Raw genomic sequence first — 21,898 nt, forward strand, 5'->3', positions numbered from 1 at the left:
GAGATATGAAAGCATTATATAAAATAGCATTATTGGCATGTGTGTCGGCAGTAGCTACTTCCTGCTTCGATAAATCACGTCCAAACTACCAGTATTTTCCAAATATGTATGAGGCGGTTCCTTATGAAACTTATTCTGAGGTTCCAACTTTCGCTAACGGTAAAGAAGGTCAGCTTCCTGCTGAAGGATCTATACCAAGAGGTTTTACTCCATATGAATATGAAAATACTACTGAAGGTTACGAATTAGCTAAAGCTAACTCAGTATCTCCTCTTGACAGTGCTGATATTGATTTACCAAGAGCTGAACAGCTTTTCACAATTTACTGTGCAGTTTGTCACGGTGATAAAGGTGATGGTAAAGGTAATCTGGTTAAAAGAGAAAAATTCCTTGGTGTGCCTAACTACAAAGACAGGCAAATTACTGAAGGAAGTGTGTTTCATGTAGTTACTTACGGTCTTAATAGTATGGGTTCTCATGCTAACCAGTTAAGTCAGGAAGAGCGTTGGCAGGTAGCTCACTATGTAATGAAACTTAGGAGTGAATTATAATTGTAGAACACTGAAAGCATAAAATATGTATACATTTTCAAGTAAATTAAAAACTTTTTCTTTCATCCTTATGATCGTAGGTGTTCTGGGGATCGGTTATAGTTTTTTTACTGCGCCAAAAGATATCAATGATGTTGAGGCAATATTAGCCAGTCAACACGGTCATCACGGTGATGCTCACGCCGAAGGCGCAGAGCACCATGATGCTAAAGATGCTCATGTTAATACAGCTCACTCTGAAGATGCTCATGCAGCAGCGGGTCACGATGCACATGATGCTCACGGAGCAGAAGCTCATGAAGCACACGATGAGCACACTCATCACTTAGAGCACGTTTTACATCAATTACAAAACAAGCCTTGGGCTGGTGTTTATGTAGCGGCTTTATTCTTTATGTTAATTTCACTAGGGGCATTAGCTTTCTATGCTATCCAAAACGCTGCATCTGCAGGATGGTCTCCTGTACTGTTTAGGGTTATGGAAGGTATATCGGCTTACCTTATCCCGGGTGCTGTTATAGTATTCTTATTACTTGTATTAGGTGTTATGGGATCACACCATCTGTTCATATGGATGGACAAGGATGTGGTTGCTCACGATCACTTAATTCAGGGTAAATCGGGCTACCTTAACGGTACTTTCTTCCTTATCAGAGCTGCACTTTTCATGGGTGGATGGATTTTCTACCGTCAGTATGCAAGAAAAGTTTCTTTAGCTCAGGATGAGGCATCAGATAACCTGAACTTTAAGAAAAGTTTTAAAGCTGCGGCTTCATTCCTTGTATTCTTTATCGTGTCAGAATCTATCATGTCTTGGGACTGGATCATGTCTGTAGACCCACACTGGTTTAGTACACTATTCGGATGGTATGTGTTTGCAAGTTTTGTTGTAAGTGCAGTTACTGTTATTGCAATGGTTACTCTTTACCTAAAATCTCAGGGTTATTTAGAGTATGTAAATACAAGCCATATACACGATTTAGCTAAATTCATGTTTGGTTTCAGTGTATTCTGGACTTACCTATGGTTCTCTCAGTTCATGCTTATATGGTATGCTGATATACCGGAAGAGATTACTTACTTTGTAACAAGAATTGAACACTATAATCTTCCTTTCTTCGGTATGGTTGTTATGAACTTTGTTCTGCCTGTACTTATCCTTGTTAATACAGACTTTAAACGTCTTACATGGATTGTAGTTCTTGCAGGTACAATCATCCTTTGCGGTCACTATATTGATTTCTTTAATATGATTATGCCTGCAACAGTTGGTGATCAGTGGTTCATTGGAGCTGGTGAGATAGGTTCTATACTATTCTTTATGGGATTGTTTATCTTTGTTGTGTTCAGTGCCATTTCAAAAGCGCCGTTATTAGCTAAGCGTAACCCGCTGATTGAAGAAAGTAAGCATTTTCATTATTAATATTTAAAGAATAAACAGATGACAAGTTTATTGATAGTTATAGTTTTAGTTTTATTAGGCATTGCAATATGGCAATTAACTAAAATATTTGATTTAACTCAAATCGGCACAGCTGTTAACGGCAATTCAGAAGTTGCTAATGATAGAGATAATAATGTAAATGGTTACCTGATGTTTGCCTTTCTTGGCTTCATCTATGTGTTCACTATATACTCTCTTGTAAAATGGGGTCACCTTGCTTTAGGTACTCCTGCATCAGAGCATGGTCCGCAGTATGATAACCTTATGACTATATCGTTAGTATTGATTTTTATTGTACAAACGATTACTCAGTTTCTTTTACACTACTTCGCATTTAAATACAGAGGTAAACAAGGACAGGTTGCTTTTTACTATGCAGATAACGACAAACTGGAGTTTGTTTGGACAATTATCCCGGTAATTGTACTTGCTGGTCTTATCCTTTACGGACTTTATGCATGGACAAACATCATGTTTGTTGATGAGAATAAAGAAGATACTCTTGTTGTTGAACTTTATGCTAAACAATTTAGCTGGGAAGCGAGATATGCCGGTGAAGACGGTGTACTTGGTAAAGCTAACGTAAGATACATTGAAGGTGTTAATACTCTAGGTGTGGATATGTCTGATCCAAATGCTCAGGATGATATCCAGTCTACAGAACTTCACCTGCCAAAAGGTAAGCAGATTATATTTAAGTTCCGTTCTCAGGACGTACTTCACTCTGCTTACATGCCTCATTTCAGGGCTCAAATGAACGTAGTGCCTGGTATGGTAACACAGTTTGCCTTTACTCCTACAATTACAACTGAAGAGATGCGCTTAGATCCTAAAATCATGGATAAAGTGGCTAACATTAATAAAATCAGATCTGAAAAAAGCGCTGATATAATTGCTGATGGTGGTGAAGCGCTTTCTCCTTATACATTTGACTACTTACTTCTTTGTAACAAAATTTGTGGTGCATCTCACTACAACATGCAAATGAAAATTGTTGTTGAGGATGAGGCCGACTTTAATAAATGGTTAGGTGAGAAAAAAACACTTGGTGCAGCTGTAAAAGAATCTCAGGCTAGTGAAGCTCCGGCTGAGGCGGCTCCTGCTCCTGCTACTGAAGAGCAAGAGGCAGCAACTGTAAATGATTCTACAGTAGTAGTAGACCATAAATAATAAAATAATTCTTTTTAAATATTCAAATTAAAGAAATATGTCAGCAGTAGGACACGAAATACACGGTCACGATGATCATGGACATCACAAAGAGACCTTCATCACGAAGTATATCTTTAGTATAGATCACAAAATGATCGCTAAGCAATACCTGCTTACCGGTGTAGTTATGGGTATTATTGGTATTGTGATGTCATTATTATTCCGTATGCAAATTGCATGGCCGGAAGAGTCTTTCACAATTTTTAAAGTTCTTTTAGGAGATAAATTTGCTCCGGGTGGAGTAATGCGTAATGATATTTATCTGGCGCTTGTAACCATTCACGGTACCATCATGGTATTCTTTGTATTGACTGCAGGTTTAAGTGGTACTTTCAGTAACCTTCTTATTCCGTTACAAATTGGTGCAAGGGATATGGCATCAGGTTTCATGAACATGATATCATACTGGTTATTCTTCCTTTCTTCTGTAATCATGGTTATCTCTCTATTTGTAGAGGCAGGACCGGCTTCAGCAGGTTGGACAATATACCCTCCTTTAAGTGCACTTCCTCAGGCAATTGGTGGTTCTGGTGCAGGTATGACACTTTGGTTAGTATCTATGGCAATATTCATTGCTTCGTCACTTATGGGATCACTTAACTATGTGGTAACTGTAATTAACCTTAGAACTAAAGGTATGTCTATGACAAGACTACCGCTTACAATATGGGCGTTCTTTATCACTGCTGTTATCGGTATAGTTTCATTCCCTGTATTACTTTCTGCTGCATTACTATTAATATTCGATAGAAGTTTCGGTACTTCATTCTTCCTTTCAGATATTTTTATCGCTGGTGACGTTCTTCACTATCAGGGAGGTTCTCCTGTATTATTTGAGCACCTTTTCTGGTTCTTAGGTCACCCGGAGGTATATATCGTATTACTACCTGCATTAGGTATTACATCTGAAATTATTGCAACTAACTCACGTAAACCAATCTTTGGCTACCGTGCGATGATTGCTTCTATTCTTGCAATTGCATTCCTTTCAACAATCGTTTGGGGTCACCACATGTTCGTATCAGGTATGAACCCGTTCTTAGGTTCTGTGTTTACCTTTACAACACTTCTTATTGCGATTCCATCGGCTGTTAAGGCATTCAACTATATTACTACACTATGGAGAGGTAATCTGCAAATGAATCCTGCGATGCTATTCTCTATCGGTCTTGTATCTACTTTCATCACCGGTGGTCTTACGGGTATCATTCTTGGTGATAGTACACTTGATATTAACGTTCACGATACTTACTTCGTTGTGGCTCACTTCCACTTAGTAATGGGTATCTCTGCTCTATATGGTATGTTTGCCGGTATTTACCACTGGTTCCCTAAAATGTTCGGTAGAATGATGAACAAGAACCTTGGTTATATCCACTTCTGGGTAACTGCAGTATGTGCTTACGGGGTATTCTTCCCAATGCACTTTATAGGTATGGCGGGTCTTCCAAGACGTTACTATACTAACTCTGCTTTCCCATTATTTGATGACCTTGCAGATGTTAACGTTATTATCACAATGTTTGCTATTATTGGTGCTGCATTCCAATTAGTGTTCCTTTGGAACTTCTTCTACAGCATCTTTAAAGGTAAGAGAGCTCCTCAAAACCCATGGAGATCTAACACTCTTGAGTGGACTACTCCAGTAGAGCATATTCACGGTAACTGGCCAGGTGAAATTCCTGAAGTTTACAGATGGCCATACGACTACAGTAAACCAGGTCACGATGAAGATTTCGTACCTCAAACTGTACCGATGAAACCAAACGAAGAACAATTACACCATTAATAAATGGTTCATATCATAATAAAAGCCTCTCCTAACAGGGAGGCTTTTTGTTTAAATGCTTATTTTTATATAAAATAAGAAATAATGATATGATGGCAGACGATTATACTTTTAGCGTTAATAAAAACATGAATCAGTTTGAACTGGTTGTGGATGAAGATAATATTGCTTTTTTGGAATACTATACCGATGGCAAAAAAATATTTTTAAACCATACTGAAGTTCCTGTTGATTTGAGAGGAAGGGGCATTGCGGCAAAACTTGTTGAGAAAAGCCTGGCGTATTGCCGGGAAAACAATTTAATAGTTGTGCCGGCCTGTTCTTACGTGGCGCATTTTATTGATGATAACCCACAGTGGAGTGATGTGCTGTCGGAAGGTTATCAAATGTGAGCCTAATTAAATTATATTTGCCATATGAATGAGAATTTAGATCCTACTAATAAAAACTTCAATCCCGAAGAGCTTGACCTGGAGAAAAAGCTGAGACCCCTGTCGTTTGATGATTTTACAGGGCAGGATCAGGTGTTGGAAAACCTAAAGGTATTTGTAGAAGCGGCAAACTTTCGTGACGAGGCTTTAGATCATACCCTGTTTCATGGTCCTCCCGGGCTTGGTAAAACCACTTTGGCAAACATACTGGCAAATGAGCTGGGCGTTGGTATTAAAATCACTTCAGGGCCTGTTTTAGATAAACCGGGCGATTTAGCCGGACTGCTTACCAATCTTGATGAAAGGGATATACTTTTTATAGATGAAATTCACCGTCTTAGCCCTGTTGTGGAGGAATATCTCTATTCGGCTATGGAGGATTTTAAAATAGATATCATGATTGAGTCGGGGCCTAATGCCCGCTCAGTACAAATAGGTCTTAATCCGTTTACACTGGTTGGGGCTACAACCCGTTCGGGTTTATTAACTGCGCCTATGCGTGCCCGTTTCGGTATTTCAAGCCGACTTCAGTATTATACTACCGAGCTTTTAACAAGTATAGTGGAGCGTAGTTCTGCCATACTTAAAATGCCTATTACTATGGAAGCTGCTATTGAGATAGCAGGTCGTAGTCGTGGTACACCCCGTATTGCCAATGCACTTTTACGACGAGTGCGTGATTTTGCCCAGATAAAAGGTAATGGTAAAATTGATATCGAGATAGCCAGATATTCACTTAAGGCTCTTAATGTAGATGCTCATGGTCTTGATGAAATGGATAATAAGATACTTAACACTATAATCGATAAGTTTAAAGGTGGACCTGTTGGTTTGTCTACACTGGCAACAGCAGTGTCTGAAAGCGGAGAGACTATTGAAGAAGTATACGAGCCTTTCCTTATTCAGGAAGGTTTTATAGTAAGAACCCCAAGAGGTAGGGAGGTAACTGAGAAAGCTTATAAGCATCTTGGTAAGATTAGAATAACACAGGGAGGATTGTTTTAGCATTTAACTATTAACCAACCAATATAATTATTAATGAAAAGATTTTTAATTCCATCCTTACTATTGGTGGGAGCTGTTGCGCTCCTTTCTTACAAAGGTATAGCCGATGCGTATACCAAAGATGAAATCAAATTGTATGCAAAGAGTATAGGTATACCTCAGGAAGATTTATATTTTATAAAGAACGACTTACAGGCTCAGTATCTTGAAAAAGGTCAGCCTAATCTTATTGTTTTAAACAGGCAGATGCAAAGGCTTAAAGCCGGAACCTGTTATATGGAGTATCCGTACTACATGGATGGTTTTTTTGAAATGAAATCTCAGGTTAAGGATACTCTTAGCATGTATGATATGAAGTTTGACGGAGATGTAAATAAAGTTTTTGAAACTATTCAGGGAGGTGAAACGCTTAAACTTGATGCTTCTAAAAAGTATTATGCCTTTTATTATTTTGCCAGGTATGCTAAGTTTAAGGATAAGCTTATCAAAAAAAGTATGAAACGGTATAAGGACAGTATACAGTACTTCTATGTAAACGTAGATAATATAAAACAATAAAAAAGCCGCTATTAGCGGCTTTTTTATTGTTTTGAGGGTGTGGTTGCTTTTGGTAACTTTGCCTGTGTAATTATAGCTTACCTTGGATAACAGAAAACGATATTCCGATTTTATAAAAGCCGAAGCCAAACGCCTCGGTTTTTTGTCATGCGGTATATCTAAGGCCGGGTTTCTGGAAGAGGAAGCGCCCCGTTTGGAAAAGTGGCTTAACGACAATAGGAACGGGAAAATGCAGTACATGGAGAATCACTTTGATAAAAGGTTAGATCCAACCCTGCTTGTAGACGGAGCTAAAAGTATGATTTCTCTATTACTCAATTATTATCCTGAACAAACCCAAACAGAAGGGAGTTATAAAATATCAAAATATGCCTATGGGCAGGATTATCACTTTGTAATAAAATCCAAGCTTAAGGAACTTTTAAATTCCATTCAGGAAAATATAGGCGAAGTAGGAGGTAGGGCTTTTGTAGATTCGGCTCCTGTGCTTGATAAAGCATGGGCTGCAAAAAGCGGCTTGGGCTGGATAGGCAAAAACAGTAATCTGTTAAGTAAGCAGGTGGGCTCCTTCTTTTTTATTGCTGAGCTTATTGTTGATATAGATTTGGAATACGATGGGGTAACTACCGATCATTGCGGAAGCTGTACAGCCTGTATTGATGCCTGTCCTACGCAGGCAATAATAGAGCCTTATGTAGTAGATGGCAGTAAATGTATTTCCTATTTTACCATTGAGCTTAAGGAAAACATTCCGACAGAGATGAGGGGCAAGTTTGACGACTGGGCTTTTGGTTGTGATGTTTGTCAGGATGTATGTCCGTGGAACCGTTTTTCCAAACCACATCGTGAACCGTTATTTAATCCGCACCCTGATTTGCTTTCCATGACAAAAAAGGACTGGGATGAAATTACCGAAGAAACTTTTAGGGCGGTGTTTAAAAACTCGGCTGTTAAGCGTACAAAATTTGAGGGGCTTAAAAGAAATATAAATTTCCTTAAGCCCTGATGCGACTTTGGGGAGATGATAATTTTTTTACCACACGAAATATGGATGTGTATATAACAAAGCTCAGGAAAAAGCTGAGTGAAGATGCTTCGGTAGAGATTGTAAATGTTCGAGGTTTTGGCTATAAACTCATTTGTTAATTACTCATTAATTAAATAAAAAGAAAGTTCTTAAAAATTTCTCAATTTCAGCGATACGCTTACCTTTGTAAGTTCTGTAATAAAAGTAAATAGAATGAACAAGTACAGTAAGCGTAGAGAAGCACTTTTATACCACGCCAAACCCCATCCGGGTAAAATACAGGTGGTGCCTACAAAGAAATATGCAACACAAAGGGATTTGTCGTTAGCTTATTCTCCTGGGGTGGCAGAGCCATGTCTTGAAATAGCCAAAGATGTAAATAACGTTTATAAATATACAGCAAAAGGAAACCTTGTAGCCGTGATATCAAACGGTACAGCAGTTTTAGGTCTGGGAGATATAGGCCCGGAGGCATCTAAACCTGTAATGGAAGGTAAAGGCCTTTTGTTTAAGATTTTTGCCGACATTGATGTTTTTGATATTGAGGTGGATACCAAAGATGTAGATAAATTTATCGAAACGGTAAAAAATATAGCTCCTACTTTTGGGGGTATCAATCTTGAGGATATTAAAGCGCCTGAGTCTTTTGAAATTGAAAGGAGGCTTGTTGAAGAGCTTAATATACCTGTAATGCACGATGACCAGCACGGTACGGCCATAATTTCTTCGGCTGCACTTTTAAATGCGTTGGAACTTGCTGATAAAAAAATAGAAGATGTTAAGGTAGTGGTTTCGGGTGCTGGATCGGCTGCTTTGGCATGTGCTAACCTTTATCTGCTTTTAGGGGTAAAGGCCGAAAATATAACCATGTTTGATAAAGACGGTATGCTTGTAAAAAGCCGTACCGATTTATTAGATCTTCAGATGAAATATGCTAAAGATGCAGAGCCTGTTACTTTAGCCGAAGCGGTTAAGGGAAGCGATGTGTTTTTAGGACTTTCGGTAGGTAATGTACTTACTCCGGAAATGCTGCTTACCATGAATCACGATCCAATTGTGTTTGCAATGGCAAACCCGATTCCGGAAATTGATTATGACCTTGCAATTGCAACACGTGATGATATTATTATGGCAACCGGTAGGTCTGACCATCCTAACCAGGTGAATAATGTGCTGGGTTTTCCTTATATCTTTAGGGGTGCTATGGATGTTAGGGCAACAAAAATTAACGAGACTATGAAAATGGCAGCTGTTAAGGCGCTTGCCGAACTCGCTAAAGCTCCGGTACCCGAGCAGGTTAATATCGCTTATGGTGAGACCAAGCTTAACTTTGGTCGTGATTATATTATTCCGAAACCTTTTGATCCAAGGCTTATAGCTGTGGTACCACCGGCAGTTGCTCAGGCAGCAATGGAATCGGGAGTAGCATTAAACCCTATAACCGACTGGGATAAGTATGCCGAAGAGCTTCTGGACAGGTTAGGTAATGATAATAAAATGGTAAGACTGCTTACCAACAGGGCTAAAACCGATCCTAAACGAATTGTATTTGCCGAGGCAGATCATCTTGATGTGCTTAAAGCGGCACAAATTGTTCATGAGGAGAAAATTGGTATTCCAATCCTGTTAGGTAACAGCGAAATTATAAATGAACTTAAAGAAGAGATAGGTTTTGAAGCCGAAGTGGCTATTATTGATCCGAAAACCGATGAGGAAGCGGAGAGAAGAAACCGTTATGCCGATGTGTTTTGGGGTTCAAGACGTCGTAGGGGTGTGAGTCTTTTAGATGCTCAAAAGTGGATGCGTGAGCGTAACTACTTTGCAGCAATGATGGTGAACGAAGGGGATGCCGATGCTATGGTTACAGGATATTCAAGGAGTTATCCTGCTACAGTTAAGCCTATTATCCAGCTTATAGGTAAAGCACAAAGTGTAAGTAAAATTGCTACTACTAACCTGATGCTTACCAAACGCGGACCTATGTTTCTTTCAGATACAGCTATTAATCCAAATCCGAATGCTGAAGAGTTAGCTAAAATCGCTATTATGACGGCAAGAACGGTAAGGATGTTTGGTATGGAGCCTGTAATTGCAATGGTATCGTTTTCAAACTATGGTTCGTCACCAGATCCTGAGGCAGTAAAAGTAAGGCAGGCTGTACAGATACTTCATCGTGATTATCCTGATTTACTGGTAGATGGAGAAGTTCAGGCCGATTTTGCCTTAAATGCAGAAATGTCAAAAGATAAGTTTCCTTTTTCAAAAATTGCAGGAAAAAAGGTTAATACATTAATTTTTCCTAACTTGGATGCAGCTAATATTACTTATAAGTTGTTAAAAGAGCTGAATAAAGTAGTTTCTATCGGGCCTATAATGCTTGGTATGAATAAGCCTGTTCACGTATTCCAGTTAGGTGCCAGTGTAGAGGAGATGGTAAATATGGCAGCAGTGGCTGTTGTAGATGCTCAGGAAAAGGAAAAGCGCCTAAAAATGGCAAAAAATTAATACATAGTAATCATTAGAGAATTTTATTATTTTTGGGAACGGATAAAAAAATGTTATGATAGCACATCTTCAGGGAAGACTTGTTGAGAAAACACCAACAGAAGTAGTAATAGACTGTAATGGGGTTGGTTACCAGGTTAATATTTCCCTGCACACCTTTTCTCTTTTGCCTGATTCTGAAAACATAAGGTTGTATACCTTTTTACAGGTTAAGGAAGACGCACATACCCTTTTTGGCTTTATAGAAAAAGCCGAAAGGGAATTATTTAAGCTTCTTATTTCTGTTTCAGGAGTGGGGGCAGGTACGGCTCGTACAATGCTCTCTTCGCTTGAGCCGAAACAAATTATAAACGCCATCGCATCGGGAGATGTGGCAACAATTCAGTCTATAAAAGGGATTGGTGCAAAAACAGCACAAAGGGTAATACTTGACCTTAAGGATAAAGTGTTAAAAGTGTATGATTTGGGTGAAGTTTCGGTATCAGGTTACAATACAAATAAAGATGAGGCGTTATCTGCGTTAGAGGTTTTAGGATTTAACAAAAAGGCTGCAGAAAAAGTTGTAGATAAGATTGTTAGGGAAAATCCGGATGTTACTGTTGAAACAATTATCAAACAAGCATTAAAAAATTTATAGTCCTTGAAAACAGAATACTCTAAAGATTTTTATATAAAGTTAAGACTGGCCGTTTCGCTATTGTTCTTATTTTTCAATCTAACCGCACAAGCACAGGATGATGAAGATGATAACGAAAAACAGGATACTCTTACCGGTTACAGTACTGCAAGGGTAGAGCTCGAAAATCCCAGGAGTATAGTACAAGGCTATACTTATGACCCTATTACAAATAAATATATCTACACGGAAAGCGTAGATGATTTTAATATCAACTATCCGCTTATTCTTACTCCCGAGGAGTATGAAGAGCTGGTTCTTCGTGAATCCATTCGCGAATACTATCAGCAAAAATCAAAAGCGCTTGATGGTAAAGGAACTGAGGAAGAACAGAAAAATCTGCTTCCCAGGTATTATGTAAACTCCAAATTCTTTGAAACCATATTTGGAGGTAATACCATTGATATTAAACCTCAGGGTTCGGTAGAGCTTGACTTGGGGGTTAGGTATACCAAGCAGGATAACCCATCACTTTCACCAAGAAACAGGAGCACCTTTACCTTTGATTTTGACCAGAGGATAAGTATGAGTTTACAGGGACAGGTAGGTACAAAATTAGGGGTAACGGCTAATTATGATACCGAGTCGACCTTTGCATTCCAAAACCTGATCAAACTGGAATATACTCCTGATGAGGATGATATTATACAGAAAATTGAAGTAGGTAATGTTAGCTTTCCGCTATCTAACTCATTAGTTAGAGGGGCGCAAAGCCTTTTTGGTGTTAAGGCACAGTTCCAGTTTGGGAAAACTACCGTAACGGGAATTTTCTCAGAACAGAAATCACAAACCAAAACCATAACCGCTCAGGGAGGTGGTACAGTACAGGAGTTTAGCTTCTTTGCTGCCGACTATGATAGCGATAAGCACTTCTTCCTTTCTCAATGGTTTAGAAATAATTATGATAAGGCATTAAAACAATATCCTTTAATTGATAGCCGTGTACAAATTACCCGTGTGGAAGTATGGGTTACAAACAGGCAAAACAGAATTAATTCTCAGGAAAACAACTCCAGAAATATTCTTGCACTTCAGGATTTAGGTGAATCGCAATTAACCAGTTATTATGATAATACAGATATTACAAGTGATGCTGTAGGTTTTGCCAGTAGTGGTGCGCCGGGAGGTTTCTTTACTTCGGGGCCTAACTCGCCATCTGATAATAGTAATAACGGACTTGATCCTTCTCTTGTTGACAACGGAAGTAGCCAGTTTTTAAGTCCGTCTGTAAGGGAAATAGTAACGCTAAGTAACAATAGCTTTATAGGAGGTCTTGATGCTAACGAAGGACGTGACTATGCTAAACTTGAAAATGCAAGGAAACTTACTACAAATGAATATACATTTCATCCGCAGTTAGGTTATATATCATTAAACCAAAGGCTTTCTAATGACGAGATCCTTGCTGTAGCTTATCAGTATACCATTGGTGATCAGGTATACCAGGTTGGTGAATTTGCAACAGATGGTACTGATGCCACTTCGGTAACAGAGTCAGATAATCCGAATGAAGACGCATCTATCAGTACCAAGAGTCTTATATTAAAGATGCTTAAGAGTAGTTTGGTAAATGTAGGTGAGCCGGTTTGGGATTTGATGATGAAAAATATCTATTCAATTCCGGGAGCTTACCAGTTAGAGCAGGAGGATTTTAAGATGAATATACTTTATACCGATCCTTCTCCGCTAAACTATATTACTCCGGCTACAGATGTTAACGGTAACGTCATTGATCCGTTCCCAAATACAGGTGTTTCGGAAACGCCTCTTTTGAATGTGTTTAATGTGGATAGGTTAAGCTATGCTAATGACCCGCAGCCAGGTGGTGACGGTTTCTTTGACTTTTATCCGGGGATTACTGTAAACACACAAAACGGTAATTTAATCTTTACTACTGTAGAGCCGTTTGGTAAATACCTGTTTGAGAAATTAAGGTTAGATAACTTAGAGGATTATGCTGATCAAAATGAAACCACTTATAACGCTAACCAGGAAAAATATGTATACCGCAGGCTGTACATGAGTACACAGGCAGATGCATCGCAGGAAAGCGCAAAAAATAAGTTTCAGTTAAGAGGTAAGTTCAAATCTACTGGAGGCGATGGTATCTCTTTGGGGGCATTTAATATTCCTCAGGGTTCGGTTGTGGTGACAGCCGGTGGTCGTACACTTGTTGAGGGTGTAGACTATACAGTGAACTATCAGTTAGGTAGAGTACAAATTTTAGATGCCTCCCTTCAAAATTCTAATACTCCTATTGAGGTTTCTGTTGAGAATAATGCAGTATTTGGGCAGCAAACACGCCGCTTTGCCGGGGTTTATGTTGAACATAAGTTTACTGACAAATTTTTAGTGGGGGCTACCTTATTGAATATGGCAGAAAGGCCATTTACCCAAAAAACAAATTACGGACAGGAATCGGTTAACAATACAATTTTCGGACTTAATACGACGTATTCTACCGAAGTGCCTTTCTTTACACGCTTAGTTAATAAACTTCCTAATATAGATACAGATGTTCCTTCTAACTTATCGTTTAGGGGTGAAATAGCATACTTACAACCGGGAGCCTCAAAGGCAGACCAGTTTAACAGTGAACCTACTACTTATGTAGATGACTTTGAAGGTTCACAAACCACTATAGATATGCGTTCGCCACTATCGTGGTCGCTTGCCAGTGCACCAATTACCCTGTTTCCGGGTAATGCACCACCTGTAGATGATCTTTCTTACGGGTACCAAAGAGCAAAACTTGCGTGGTATACCATAGACCCTACATTCTTTACAAATCAGCGCCCTACAGGTGTTAGTGATGATGACCTGTCTTCTAACAGAACGAGGCGTGTATATTATAGTGAGCTTTATCCTGTAACCGATGTAGCACCGGGTCAAACTACTGTAGTTAATACTCTAGATCTTACTTATTTTCCGCAGGAAAGAGGACCCTATAACTACAATCCGACAGTAGCGGGTACAGGAGGTATTTTTGATCAAGGTCAGGCAGAACAAAACTGGGCAGGTATAATGAGGTCTATAACCTCTACCAATTTTGAGCAGACGAATGTTGAATATATTCAGTTTTGGGTTCTTGACCCGTATTCAGGTAATGCGGGAGACGTAGCCGATCCTACTAATACCGGTATGCTTGAAATCAACCTTGGTGAAATATCTGAAGATATATTAAAAGATAACCGTAAACAATACGAGAACGGACTTCCTGCAGCGGGGGGGACACAGCCAACATTTACTTCTTCGTGGAGTAGGGTTCCCGTTTCTCAATCACTTATTTATGCTTTTGATACCGATACGGGTAACAGGGCTTTACAGGATGTAGGTCTTGATGGTTTAAGTGATGAAGAAGAGGCTGCAAAATTTGCTGCTCAAGGATATGGTGGTTATGAAGATCCTTCGGGAGATAACTATCAGTTTTTCCTTGATGCCGATGGCGACGTGATAAATAGATATAGAAATTATAATGGTACAGAAGGAAACTCTCCTGTAGATGTTACCAGCAATAGCAGGGGTTCTACTTCCCTTCCTGATGTAGAAGACATCAACAGGGATAATACCATGAATACCATTGATGCTTATTACAGATATAGAATTCCTATTGAACCGGGGGTTCAGCCTGGACAGGGTTACGTTATAGATGCAAGACCTTTTAGTGTAGAAGTGCCTGGTAATAATGGTGACGCGGGCAGTAATCAGGCTACCGGTAGATGGCTACTGTATAAAGTGCCTATTGAAGTGCCGGATGAGGATGATGAAGAGTATGCAGTAGGAGGTATAACGAATACCCGTTCTATACGTTTTATGAGGATGTTTGTTTCCGGATTTAAAGAGGAAATAACCTTAAGGTTTGGTGCCTTAGACCTTGTAAGGGGTGAATGGAGGAGATATACCGGAATATTTGATGAAGATACAGATCCTGACGGAGATACTAATGATACACAAACCGGTTTTGATGTAACATCGCTTAACGTACAGGAGAACGGGTCGCGTACACCTATTAATTATGTGTCGCCACCGGGAGTTGTTCGTGAGCAGCTATATAGCGGTACTGCTGTAATTAACCAAAATGAGCAGGCTTTATCGTTAAGGGTTTACTCTACCAACGGATCGGGTACAGACGGTGGTTTAGAACCGGGTGACTCTCGTGCTGTGTTTAAAAATGTAAATGTGGATATGCGTCAGTTTAAAAAACTGAGAATGTTTCTGCATGCCGAGGCGCTATCTGCCGGCGGAGGTAATATACCTGAAAACGGTGCAGTTGAAAACAGAGAGCTAAAAGCATTTATCCGTTTTGGTAATGACTTTACCGATAACTATTATCAGGTAGAGATTGAACTGGATTTGACTCCTCTTGGAGCAACTAGTGCAGAAGATATTTGGCCGGAGGATAACGAAATTAACTTACCGCTGGAATTACTTACCCAAATAAAAATTCTGGCCATGCAGGATAACCTTCCTATTGACCAGGAAGGGGCAAGGTATGCTAATGTGAGTGATTTAGATGCTTCCCTTGGCGACAGGATGACGGTAAGAATTAAAGGTAATCCTAACTTTGGTTTGGTGCGTACCTTAATGGTGGGGGTTAAAAACGGATATGAAGTAGGTGATACCGGAGCCAGAAACCTTAGAGGTGAAGTTTGGTTTAACGAGCTGCGTCTTTCAGATATGGATAGTAGTGGCGGTATGGCAGCACTTGCCAGTATGGATACCAACTTTGCTGATTTTGCAAACTTTTCTGCAACGGGTAGGGTGAGTACAATTGGCTTTGGTACTATTGAGCAGGGGCCTAATGAAAGAAGCAGGGAAGATGCAAAACAGTATAATATTGTAACAAACCTTAATTTGGGGCAGTTGCTCCCTAAAAAATGGGGTATTAATCTGCCGTTTAACTATGGTGTAGGTGAAGAAATAATCACGCCTGAATATGATCCGTTCCAGCAGGATGTACGACTGGATCAATTGATAGATTTAGCAGAGACGCAGGCCGAAAAAGATAATCTTAAAGACAGGGCTATAGAGTATACGAAGACAAAAAGTATAAACTTTATAGGGGTTAAAAAGAACAGGTCGCCTGAACAAAAACCTCATGTATACGATCCTGAAAACTTTACGCTGTCGTATTCATATAACCAAACCAACCACCATGATTATGAAGTGGAAGATTTGCTGGATCAGCAGGTAAGGACATCTGTTGACTATAGTTATGCTTTTAACAGTAAACCCATAGAGCCTTTGGCTAAAACGAAGTTTATGAGTAAAAGCCAGTATTGGAAACTGCTAAGGGATTTTAATTTTAATTATTTACCTACTAATATTTCTTTCAGTTCAAATATATTAAGGCAATATAACAGGCAGCAATTCAGGAACGTAGATGTGGAAGGTATTCCTATTAATCCGCTTTACAGGAGGAATTATTTCTTTAATTACCAGTATGGCTTTAACTATAATCTGTCTAAAGGGCTTAGGTTTAATTATGCTGTGGCTACCAGTAATGTTGTAAGAAATTATCTGGATGAGAATAATGTGCCTATTGAAGACTTTACCATATGGGATGACTTTTGGAATATAGGTTCGGCAAATCAGCACACACAGCAGCTTACTGTGAATTATGATATTCCTATTAATAAGTTGCCTATGTTTAGCTTTATTAAACCGGTATATACATATACTTCAACGTTTAACTGGCAACGTTCTACAGATGGTTTAAGATACTTTGACAGAACTAATGAAGATGGTAGTGTTACAACTTATGATTTAGGTAATTTAATTCAAAATAATAGCAGCCATAAGTTAAATACAGGCTTTAATATGGATGTTTTTTATAAATACATAGGGCTTACTGCTAAAAAAACGGCTAAAAATGCCAAGCCAAAACCACAGGCACCTAAACCTGGTCAAAAAATTACTAATAATCAAAAAACAGGTGATGATGGCAATGTGTTTTTAAATGGGCTTATAGGTGTTGTAACCAGTGTGAAGAACATAAATGTTAATTATGAAGAGAGAAGAGGTACAGTGCTTCCGGGGTATATACCTGGCATAGGTTTCTTTGGAACAACTAAACCCGGGCTTGATTTCGTGTTTGGTAGTCAGGGTGATATAAGGTATGAAATGGCTCGAAATGGATATCTTACTAATTATGATCAATACAATCAGAATTTTACAAGGGTTAAGACCCAGGTATTGAATATAACGGCTTCAATTGATTTATTCCCTGACTTAAAAATTGATCTAACAGCCGACAGGACTTATTCAAGAAATGATTCGGAACAATATTATGTTGATGGAGGTGAATATATACCACAGTCACCATATTCTACAGGTAACCTTCAAATGAGTACTATACTTATTAAAACGGCATTTAGTAAGAGTGATGTGAATTCATCTGAAGCTTTTGATCAGTTCCGTGAAAACAGGCTGGTAGTGGCAAACAGGCTGGCTGAACAGCGTTATGGTACTCCTAACTTTCCTGTTTATAACGGTCCGCTTGACGGTAATGCAGGTAGTGAATATAGCGTTGCCAATGCCGGTTATCCTTTAGGTTATGGTAAAAACTCACAGGCGGTATTACTTCCGGCATTCCTTTCGGCTTATTCAGGTCAGGATGCTTCAAAGGTAAAAACAAGTCCGTTTAGAGATGTTCCGCTTCCTAACTGGGTAGTTAAGTATACAGGTTTAATGCGTTACAAATACTTTAAAGAAAGGTTTAAGCGATTCTCACTACAGCACGGTTACAGGGCTTCATACAATATTAACTCTTACAGGACTAATTTGGAGTATGAATCAACACCTATAGATGCTAACGGTAACTTTGCTAACAAGTATATTATATCCAATATTAACCTTGCAGAGCAGTTTAATCCGCTTATACGTATTGACATGGAGATGAAAAACTCTATTAAGATATTGGCAGAGATTAAAAAAGACCGTACGCTTAACATGAGTTTTGATAATAACCTTTTAACTGAGGTTAAGGGTAATGAGTATACTGTAGGGCTAGGTTACCGTATTAAAGATGTTACAATTAATTCAAGCCTGGCAGATAACCCTACTAATGTTATTAAGAGTGATATTGACCTAAAAGCCGATTTTACACTGAGAAAAAATGAAACTATAGTACGCTATCTTGATTATGATAACAACCAGCTGGGAGGTGGTCAAAACATATGGTCGGTTAAGTTTACAGCAAGTTATTCGTTTAGTAAAAACTTAACTGCTATATTCTATTATGACCATTCGTTCTCTAAAGCGGTAATTTCAACAGCCTATCCGTTAACAAATATTCGATCAGGCTTTACTTTGAGGTATAATTTTGGAAATTAATAAAAAAAACATTTTATAATTATTTTTATTCAGCATACATTTGCTAAAAATATAAACTAACATGAATATTCCGGCAGATTTAAAGTACACAAAAGACCACGAGTGGGTTAAAATTGATGGAGATGTAGCTACTGTAGGTATTACAGACTTTGCTCAAAAAGAACTAGGTGATATTGTTTATGTAGAGGTTGATACCCTTGACCAGACTCTTGATAAAGATGAAGTTTTTGGTACGGTTGAAGCAGTAAAAACAGTATCTGATCTTTTCTTGCCTCTATCTGGAGAAATAATTGAATTTAATGAGTCTCTTGAGACTGCACCGGAAACAGTTAACACTGATCCTTATGGTGACGGTTGGATGGTTAAAGTAAAAATTTCTAACTCTGCAGAGGAAAGTGAACTTTTAACTAGTGATCAATATAAAGAGTTAATTGGCGCGTAATACGTTTTTTTGGGGTGCGGTAATATGGATGGTCATAACAGCAGTTATGTGCCTTATACCTGCTAACAACTTTAATGAGTTTGAACGCTTTCCAATCCCACATAAAGATAAGATAGTTCATTTTACTTTTTATTTTGTGTTTGTCCTTTTATGGAATTATACCTTTAAAGGTAGACAAAATATAAAAGCCAGGTTTTTGATTTTTATTGTTGCAGTTTTTTACGGTGTTATAATAGAGCTATGTCAAAAACTGTTTACAGTAACACGAAGCCCTGACTTTACAGATGCTCTGGTGAATACTTGCGGAGCATTATTAGGAACTATACTTTTTTGGCTTTTAAATAAAAATAAGTAATAATAAAATCCCGCATTATGCGGGATTTTTTATTTTTATGCTATGGATGTAAGGCAATATATAGATTCTACCTATTTAAAAACTCCTGCTATGGCAGGTGTTACCATTAAGGATAATAACGAGGTCGTGAAAAGTCTAGTTAGAGATGCTGTGATTAATGGTTATAAATTGGTTATGGTAAGGCCTGAAACGGTTACTTTTGTTAAGGAATTACTTTCTGTTGAAAGAAGTAAGGTCTTGATTGGGACCGTGGTTGATTTTCCTGAGGGTGAGGGTACATTGTTTAAAAAGTTAGAAGAGGCTCGTGAATGTATTGAATGGGGTGCCGATGAACTTGATTTTGTGATTGATTATAAGGCTTATAAAAGAGGTGATATAGAGAAAGTGAAGACTGATGTGATTGAATGTACCCGTTTGGGTTTAGATCATAAAAAGGTGGTGAAGTGGATAATAGAAGTGGCAGCATTATCAGATAAAGAGATTATCTCCATTACTGTATTAATTAAAAATATTGTACTTACTTATTTTTCAGAACCTGATTATTTTAATGTTTTTGTGAAGTCATCAACAGGGTTTTATAAAACTGAAAAGGGTTTGCCTAATGGAGCAACTATTCATTCAATCAAACTGATGCTTGAAAATTCATTTCCACTGCCTGTTAAAGCTGCCGGAGGAATACGTAATTATAATGAAGCTGTACAGATGATACGGCTTGGAGTAAAGCGTATTGGTACGTCTTTGGCTAATCAGATAATTGCCGGCGAACAGGTTTCGGGTGAATATTAAAAACAAAAAAAACCTTCCCGGTATGGAGGAAGGTTTCTTTTTCATAGCAATTTTTCCCAATTTTTCTTTTTCGTTACACCTGCACTACCTTAGCAGCTGTATATATATAGATGCGTATTTGTCGCAAAAGGTTGCGTTGGGTGCTAAAAAAAAATATTTTTTTTATAAAATCCCTTTTTAAAAAGCTAATGCTTTGATGAAAAGCAATTTTTCAAGTATCTTTGCGCCAGTTTTTGAAAACAATGAAAATTACTTTGGATACTACTGAAAAAACTATTTCCGTTAAGTCTTTATTTGCAGATTTTACAGCAATTACCAAGGCAAGGCTTGCGGTAAGTGTTGTTTTTTCCTCAATGGCAGGATATCTGTTAGGCTTCTCCGATATACATCCGTTTAGCTGGCTTACATTTATTTTACTTGGAATAGGCGGCTACTGTATGGTTGGGGCATCAAATGTTTTTAACCAGATTATAGAAAAAGACTTGGATTCCCTTATGGACAGGACAAAAAACAGGCCTGTGCCTTCGGGGAAAATATCTGTGAAAAATGCTTTTTGGTTAGGCTGTTTGCTTACTGTGTTAGGGATAGGGATACTTTATGCTATTAATCCTAAAACAGCAATGTTTGGGGCAATCTCAATTTTTCTTTACACGAGTGTATATACTCCCTTAAAAACCAAAACACCTCTTGCTGTATTTGTAGGGGCTTTCCCAGGGGCTATACCTTTTATGTTAGGGTGGGTGGCAGCAACAAATAATTTTGGTATTGAAGCGGGTACACTGTTTATGATTCAGTTTTTCTGGCAGTTTCCTCACTTTTGGGCTATTGGCTGGTTTTTATATGACGATTATAAAAAAGCAGGTTTCTTTATGCTTCCTACAAAAAAGAAAGATAAAAAAACGGCTCTATATACCATATTGTATACTGTTTGGTTGATATTAGCATCGTTGCTTCCTGTTACAGGATTTACAGGCGAGCTTAAATTAAGTTATATATCGGCAGGTGTTGTATTGCTTGTTGGGCTTTGGATGCTGGTTTATGCAATAAAGCTTTATAAAAAAATGGATGGGCCTACAGCCCGAAAACTTATGTTGGTAAGTGTATCATATATCTCTCTTTTACAGGTGATATATGTGCTTGATAAATTTATTAGATAATTATGGTAGAGAAAATGACTGCCCAGGAGCATATGGAAAGAAATGCAAAATCAAAGAAAATGCTGCTTTGGTTTGCTATGATTAGTATGTTTATGACTTTTGCGGGTTTAACGAGCGCTTATGTTGTGAGTGCTTCGAGGCCGGATTGGGTTAATGACTTTAAGCTTCCGCAGGCTTTTGTAATCAGTACTGTAGTTATACTTTTAAGTAGTATTACGTTTCACATGGCAAAAACCTTTGTGAAAAAAGGTAATAACAGTATGGCGGGTACTATGCTTTTAGCTACGCTGGCACTGGGTATTGCTTTTGTTTTTTGTCAGTTTCACGGCTTTAATGAGATAATAGAAAACGGTTATTTTTTCACCGGAAGTGAGAGCAGTGTAACAACATCTTTTGTTTACATTGTTATTGTGGTGCACATGGCTCACCTTTTTGCCGGGCTTATTGTGCTTTTGGTGGTAATTTATAATCATTTTAAACAAAAATACAACCCTTCTCAAACGCTTGGTATAGAGTTAGGTGCGATGTTTTGGCACTTTCTCGATGTTTTGTGGGTTTACTTGTTTTTGTTTTTGTATTTCTATTAATAAAAAAAAATGTAAATTTGGAAACTTTTTATAATTAA

Annotated in this window: 16 protein-coding genes and 1 pseudogene; all 17 read left to right on the forward strand. The window is 38.3% G+C overall.

Annotated elements, in window-relative coordinates; translation table 11 throughout:
- Positions 1-5: 5 nt before the first annotated feature.
- Entirely contained in the window at positions 6-551 is a 546-nt protein-coding gene (locus ABS768_RS06580) for a c-type cytochrome (protein ID WP_408074166.1), read from the forward strand.
- A 25-nt stretch (positions 552-576) separates the two neighbouring features.
- The gene (locus tag ABS768_RS06585; protein ID WP_408074167.1) at positions 577-1,974 is read left to right on the forward strand and encodes a quinol:cytochrome C oxidoreductase; all 1,398 of its coding nucleotides are present in this window, start codon (positions 577-579) and stop codon (positions 1,972-1,974) included.
- A gap of 18 nt (positions 1,975-1,992) precedes the next feature.
- A complete protein-coding gene (locus tag ABS768_RS06590) occupies positions 1,993-3,165 on the forward strand; it encodes a cytochrome c oxidase subunit II (protein ID WP_408074168.1) in 1,173 nt (390 codons plus the stop codon).
- 37 nt (positions 3,166-3,202) lie between these two features.
- Positions 3,203-4,996 (forward strand): cytochrome c oxidase subunit I, encoded by a 1,794-nt coding sequence (locus tag ABS768_RS06595; RefSeq protein WP_408074169.1) that lies wholly within the window; start codon positions 3,203-3,205, stop codon positions 4,994-4,996.
- Between the two features lie 89 nt (positions 4,997-5,085).
- A complete protein-coding gene (locus tag ABS768_RS06600; protein ID WP_408074170.1) occupies positions 5,086-5,388 on the forward strand; it encodes a GNAT family N-acetyltransferase in 303 nt (100 codons plus the stop codon).
- A 24-nt stretch (positions 5,389-5,412) separates the two neighbouring features.
- Positions 5,413-6,432, forward strand: coding sequence for a Holliday junction branch migration DNA helicase RuvB (gene ruvB / locus ABS768_RS06605; protein WP_408074171.1), 1,020 nt, complete (start codon positions 5,413-5,415; stop codon positions 6,430-6,432).
- 33 nt (positions 6,433-6,465) lie between these two features.
- A complete protein-coding gene (locus tag ABS768_RS06610) occupies positions 6,466-6,990 on the forward strand; it encodes a hypothetical protein (RefSeq protein WP_408074172.1) in 525 nt (174 codons plus the stop codon).
- A gap of 82 nt (positions 6,991-7,072) precedes the next feature.
- Entirely contained in the window at positions 7,073-7,996 is a 924-nt protein-coding gene (gene queG / locus ABS768_RS06615) for a tRNA epoxyqueuosine(34) reductase QueG (protein WP_408074173.1), read from the forward strand.
- A pseudogene (locus ABS768_RS06620) lies at positions 7,993-8,136 on the forward strand (winged helix-turn-helix domain-containing protein); the annotation flags it as partial. The gene queG and the pseudogene ABS768_RS06620, both read left to right, overlap by 4 nt.
- Before the next feature lie 94 nt (positions 8,137-8,230).
- Positions 8,231-10,522, forward strand: a complete 2,292-nt coding sequence (locus ABS768_RS06625) for an NADP-dependent malic enzyme (protein ID WP_408074174.1) — start codon at positions 8,231-8,233, stop codon at positions 10,520-10,522.
- 55 nt (positions 10,523-10,577) lie between these two features.
- Positions 10,578-11,159, forward strand: coding sequence for a Holliday junction branch migration protein RuvA (gene ruvA / locus ABS768_RS06630; protein WP_408074175.1), 582 nt, complete (start codon positions 10,578-10,580; stop codon positions 11,157-11,159).
- Between the two features lie 3 nt (positions 11,160-11,162).
- Entirely contained in the window at positions 11,163-18,533 is a 7,371-nt protein-coding gene (gene sov / locus ABS768_RS06635; RefSeq protein WP_408074176.1) for a T9SS outer membrane translocon Sov/SprA, read from the forward strand.
- Positions 18,534-18,594: 61 nt separating this feature from the next.
- Positions 18,595-18,975 carry a glycine cleavage system protein GcvH gene (gcvH, locus tag ABS768_RS06640; protein WP_408074177.1) on the forward strand — a complete coding sequence of 127 codons (381 nt, stop codon included), beginning with the start codon at positions 18,595-18,597 and terminating at the stop codon, positions 18,973-18,975.
- Positions 18,976-19,021: 46 nt separating this feature from the next.
- A complete protein-coding gene (locus ABS768_RS06645) occupies positions 19,022-19,330 on the forward strand; it encodes a VanZ family protein (protein WP_408074303.1) in 309 nt (102 codons plus the stop codon).
- 42 nt (positions 19,331-19,372) lie between these two features.
- Positions 19,373-20,116: a deoxyribose-phosphate aldolase gene (gene deoC / locus ABS768_RS06650; protein ID WP_408074178.1), complete on the forward strand. Its 744-nt coding sequence runs from the start codon at positions 19,373-19,375 to the stop codon at positions 20,114-20,116.
- A gap of 254 nt (positions 20,117-20,370) precedes the next feature.
- Positions 20,371-21,273, forward strand: coding sequence for a heme o synthase (gene cyoE / locus ABS768_RS06655; protein WP_408074304.1), 903 nt, complete (start codon positions 20,371-20,373; stop codon positions 21,271-21,273).
- Between the two features lie 2 nt (positions 21,274-21,275).
- Positions 21,276-21,860 carry a cytochrome c oxidase subunit 3 gene (locus ABS768_RS06660; protein WP_408074179.1) on the forward strand — a complete coding sequence of 195 codons (585 nt, stop codon included), beginning with the start codon at positions 21,276-21,278 and terminating at the stop codon, positions 21,858-21,860.
- Positions 21,861-21,898: the final 38 nt, after the last annotated feature.

The organism is Flavobacterium rhizophilum, assembly GCF_046000485.1.
Lineage (GTDB): Bacteria > Bacteroidota > Bacteroidia > Flavobacteriales > Flavobacteriaceae > Flavobacterium > Flavobacterium rhizophilum.

Coding starts and splice junctions, on each gene's coding strand:
- ABS768_RS06580 (WP_408074166.1), top strand. CDS start 6: ATGAAAGCATTATATAAAATAGCATTATTGGCATGTGTGTCGGCAGTA.
- ABS768_RS06585 (WP_408074167.1), top strand. CDS start 577: ATGTATACATTTTCAAGTAAATTAAAAACTTTTTCTTTCATCCTTATG.
- ABS768_RS06590 (WP_408074168.1), top strand. CDS start 1,993: ATGACAAGTTTATTGATAGTTATAGTTTTAGTTTTATTAGGCATTGCA.
- ABS768_RS06595 (WP_408074169.1), top strand. CDS start 3,203: ATGTCAGCAGTAGGACACGAAATACACGGTCACGATGATCATGGACAT.
- ABS768_RS06600 (WP_408074170.1), top strand. CDS start 5,086: ATGATGGCAGACGATTATACTTTTAGCGTTAATAAAAACATGAATCAG.
- ruvB (WP_408074171.1), top strand. CDS start 5,413: ATGAATGAGAATTTAGATCCTACTAATAAAAACTTCAATCCCGAAGAG.
- ABS768_RS06610 (WP_408074172.1), top strand. CDS start 6,466: ATGAAAAGATTTTTAATTCCATCCTTACTATTGGTGGGAGCTGTTGCG.
- ABS768_RS06625 (WP_408074174.1), top strand. CDS start 8,231: ATGAACAAGTACAGTAAGCGTAGAGAAGCACTTTTATACCACGCCAAA.
- ruvA (WP_408074175.1), top strand. CDS start 10,578: ATGATAGCACATCTTCAGGGAAGACTTGTTGAGAAAACACCAACAGAA.
- gcvH (WP_408074177.1), top strand. CDS start 18,595: ATGAATATTCCGGCAGATTTAAAGTACACAAAAGACCACGAGTGGGTT.
- ABS768_RS06645 (WP_408074303.1), top strand. CDS start 19,022: ATGTGCCTTATACCTGCTAACAACTTTAATGAGTTTGAACGCTTTCCA.
- deoC (WP_408074178.1), top strand. CDS start 19,373: ATGGATGTAAGGCAATATATAGATTCTACCTATTTAAAAACTCCTGCT.
- ABS768_RS06660 (WP_408074179.1), top strand. CDS start 21,276: ATGGTAGAGAAAATGACTGCCCAGGAGCATATGGAAAGAAATGCAAAA.